1 pseudogene is annotated in these 4,825 nt (G+C 37.4%); it reads left to right on the top strand.

Features of this window, described 5'->3' with window-relative positions:
* Positions 1–371 precede the first annotated feature (371 nt).
* Positions 372–4,825, top strand: a pseudogene (locus tag ACFINU_RS09035) (type ISP restriction/modification enzyme); the annotation flags it as partial.

Here is a 4,825-nt window from a genome sequence, read left to right as displayed (position 1 = left end):
ATGCAATCTATAAATTCAACTAATAATATACGTTTTGAGGGGGTTTTGACGGTTTTTACACCTTCAAAACCTATAAGTAAAATTCGTAATAAAACTCGTCAAAATACTCATTCTGATATTTTAAAGCACATAGTTCATTTGTCTTTTTTATCATAAAACGAATAGCAAATTTTACTACTTTGCTGATCTACTCCATGTCATGGGCTGTTGATAAACAGCTTCTAAAAAAAACTTTTGAAAAAATATCGGCTTTTTTTAGCAGTTTTTTCCCATTTTTATCGTTATTTGCTTTAAGTCAATTTGATTGAATTCGTTTTGATTCTTTTGATGGTTATTGATCATCTCATAAGGCAAGGGATTTTTATTACAATATGCTGCAATCTATTAAGTATGATAACAAACACGTCACTTTACGTTCCCTTTTACAATCCTATCGTGAACAGGCAACATCAAAGGCTCTACGGGGGAAAGTATTTGAAGATTTTGTGACAAAATATCTTATGTATGACCCTCTCCACTATGGGAGATACGAAAAAGTTGAGAGCTATTATGAATGGGCTAAAGAGCGTGAAGATTGGAATAAAAATGATATCGGCATTGATCTGGTTGCCAAGCTTCGTCATCAAGAGAGCTATGTCGCTATTCAATGTAAGTTTTATCAAGCAGATCATCAGATCAGTAAAAAGGATATTGATAGCTTTATCGCGGCATCTGGAAAAGACATCTTTAAATATCGTCTTCTCGTTGATAGTGAAGAAGCCATCAAGAAAGTCTGTGAAGGTTTACAAGAAGCAGACCGTGGCAAGCTGATTATGGCATGTGGAACGGGCAAAACTTTCACCAGTTTGAAGATAGCAGAAACCCTTGCTGGGAAAGGAAAGCGTGTTTTGTTTCTGGTGCCTTCTCTGGCTTTAGTCTCGCAAACAATCCGTGAATGGACAGCCGATGCACAAATCCCGTTGCGTTCTTTTGCCGTGTGTTCTGATACGAAAGTAGGAAAGCGTCGTAAAAATCAAGATGATATTATAGGCATGGAAACATCAGATCTTGTTCTCCCTGCTACTACGGATGCTCAAGCCCTTGCCAAAGAAGCCCGTGGAAACCTAGCAGATGCAATGACGGTGGTCTTTTCAACTTACCATTCTATCCAAGTGATTTCGGATGCACAAAAAGATCATGGATTACCCGAATTTGATTTGATCATCTGTGATGAAGCATCACCGTACGACGGGGGCTTCATTGGGAAGTGAAGACAATGAATCTGACTTTATCAAGGTTCACGATAACAGCATCATTTGGGGCAAAAAACGTCTGTATATGACAGCAACGCCTAAAATCTTTAGTGACACTGCTAAAAGGCGCGCTGATGAGATTAATGCCGTTCTCGCATCTATGGACGATGAAACGCTTTTTGGAAAACAACTTCATCATTATACCTTCGCGGAAGCTGTCGATAATGAACTGTTAACTCCTTACAAGATTGTGGTCTTGGGTATTAATGAAACCTATATCACACCAGCCATACAAGAGATTATTGCCAATGAAAACCATGAAATTGATTTAGATGATGCGGCAAAAATTATTGGCTGTTATAGAGCCCTTACCAAAATAGATAAGCAAGCCGCTGTTGATGATGATGATACAGAGCCCATGCAATGTGCTTTAGCTTTTTGCAAAGATATCAACACCTCTCAATATATCACAAAGCTCTTCAATAAAATTATCAAATCTCATACCGATGATTTCCTTCAAACCGTTCTCTTTCTAAACTGCGAAGTAAGACATATTGACGGGACGCAAAGTGTCAAAAAACGCAATGAAGAATTGGATTGGCTTAAAGAAGATGCGGGGCAAAATGTTTGTCGGATTTTAAGCAATGTTCGGTGTCTGTCTGAAGGGATTGATGTCCCTGCTCTTGATGCCATCATGTTTTTACACCCGCGTAATAGCCAAGTCGATGTGATACAGGCGGTAGGGCGTGTGATGCGTCGTGCTCCAAATAAGAAAACAGGCTATATCATTTTACCCATTATCATTCCTTCACGCTTAGAAGCCAAAAAGGTTTTAAAAAACAATAAGAGATACCGTGCTGTTTGGCAAGTTTTGCATGCTTTACATTCGCATGATGAGAGACTTGCACGAACGATTAATCAGATGTCGTTAGGACAAGATAGCAGCCATACGATTGAAATTATAGAGATTAAACGAGCCGATGAATTAAAAGAACTCACCACAACGGTTGATGAGATCTCGATACCATCAAAAGCAGAAAGTTCTGGACATAGCATTGGAACAGCAGAAAGCAAATCTCAATCGGTATCTGGAGGACAAGGAGACTTATTCCACCGTTCTGAATTTTTTGATTTTGTCAAAGCCATTTTTCTGGATAGTTTTAAAATCACGGATTATTGGGAAAATTGGGCGGGTAATGTTGCTGAGATTGCTCAAAACCATATTACGCATCTTCAAAACCTACTTGCTGATGAAAGCAGTGAAGCCTTTCATAAGGAATTAAAGAACAACGTCAACAGTGAAATCAAGCAAGAGGAAGCGATTGAGATGCTTGCACAGCATCTTGTCACGCGTCCCGTATTTAAAGCCTTGTTTTATGGCAATAAATTTGTACGGAACAATGCCATTTCGCAAGCCATGGAAAAAATCTTAGCTGAATTGGATAAAACCAATATCGAAGAGAAAACGAAAAATCTTGATAAATTTTACAAAAGTGTCACGTTCTGTACAGCAGGCATTACAGAAACTCATGCCAAACAGAATCTTATTATCAAGCTTTATGAAAGTTTTTTTGCCAAGGCATTTAAGAAAACCACGGATAGGCTTGGGATTGTTTATACGCCCGTTAAGGTTGTTGATTTTATCATTCATTCTGTTGATGATGTGTTGCGGAATGAATTTGGCAAAAGCTTAGGGTCACGGGGTGTCTCTATTCTTGACCCTTTCACTGGAACTGGAACCTTTATCACACGGCTTTTACAATCTAATCTCATCAAACCAGAGGATATGGAATACAAGTTCCGTCATGATATCCATGCCAATGAGATTGTCTTACTCGCTTATTACATAGCAGCGATTAACATTGAAACGACGTATCATAGTCTTATGAAAGGTGAATATATTCCTTTCAAGCATATTGGTTTGGCTGATACGTTTCAGACGCTTAAAGAAAAAAACTTGATCGACGGTATACTCAAAGAAAACAGTGAATATTTGGAACATCAGAAAAATCTAAATATTAAAGTTATCTTTGGTAACCCCCCTTATTCAGTAGGACAAAAGAATGAAAACGATAATGCAAAAAACACCCCTTATCCTATCCTAGATAATCGTATTCGTGAAACCTACGCTGCTCAATCTAAAGTAACGAATATACGAGCGCTTTATGACAGTTATATTCGTGCTATACGCTGGGCAAGCGACCGTATTGATAATGCTGGGGTAATCGGCTTTGTTTCTGGCTCTGGTTATATAGAAAAATCGACAATGGACAGTTTACGAAAATCTTTAGCCAAAGAATTTACGAGTATTTATGTGCTTAATTTACGAGGGGATCTTCGCAAAAATATGTTAAGCAATGGAGTGGCTCAAGAAGGTGAAAATATTTTCGGCAATGGTAGTATGACCGGTATCGCTATAACGCTCTTTATCAAAAAGCCCAATGTGACTGAATCATGTAAAATTTACTATCACGATATTGGTAATAATCACACAAGAGAAAAAAAGCTTAAGACAATTAAAAAATTTAGGAGCATTGATGGCATTACACGAAGTAAACAAGGTTGGCAAATAATCACACCAGATAAACATGGTGATTGGCTTGGTCAACGTGATAACAATTTTAAAGCATTTTTATCCATAGGTTATAAAAAAGGTCATGGTAAAAAGCTTTTTGATACTTATTCCTGTGGTATTGTAACTAGCCGTGATGCTTGGGTATACAATTCAAGCCATGAAGTTTTAGCGAAAAACATAAGTAATATGATTGCCTTCTATAACAGTGAAGTAAAGCGTTTTAATAATGTTTATGGACATGTTGATCCTAGGATACGTAAAAATGCTGTAGACAATTTCGTCAATACAGATACGAGAAAAATCAGTTGGAGCCGTGCTCTTAAACAAGATTTAGCAAAAGGAAAGATTTTTAAATTTGAAGCTACATGCCTTATGCAAAGTTTATATCGTCCTTTTACACAACAGTGACTCTATTACAATCGTGCCTTTAATGAAATGGTTTTACAAATGCCGCGGATATTTCCGATAGGGGAAACGGCTGAAAATAAAGTAATACAAATTACAGGCGTAGGAGCAAGAAGTGGTTTTTCTGTTTTGATGAGTAAGGATTTACCTAACCTTCACGCAATAGATACAGGTCAATGCTTTCCACGTTATATTTACGAAAATACTACGGTTTCAAAAAGTAAAAATGAAAGGCAATCTCATTTATTTACGAATTCTACAGAAGACAGCAAAACAGCTGGTTTACAGAGACGTGATGCTATTACTGATGAAGGTCTAGACCATTTTAAAGCCGCTTATCCTAATGAAACTATCACTAAAGATGATCTATTCTATTATGTTTATGGGATTTTCCATTCAAAAGATTATCGTACACGTTATGCACATAATTTATGCAAAGAATTGCCTCGTATCCCTTGTGTAAAGAGTGCTGATGATTTTTGGAAGTTTGTGACAGCAGGGCGTGAACTCGGTCATTTGCACGTAAACTATGAAACTGTAGAGCCGTATCCAGTGACCTTTAAAAAGGGTAATCCAAAACAGACAGAGATCTCTAATCCCGAAAAGTTTTATT

The sequence above is a fragment of the Bartonella sp. AC130YNZD genome (assembly GCF_042196865.1).
Taxonomy (GTDB): domain Bacteria; phylum Pseudomonadota; class Alphaproteobacteria; order Rhizobiales; family Rhizobiaceae; genus Bartonella.
Note: the sequence above shows the minus strand (reverse complement) of the source record. Positions and strands in the feature narration are given on the sequence as shown.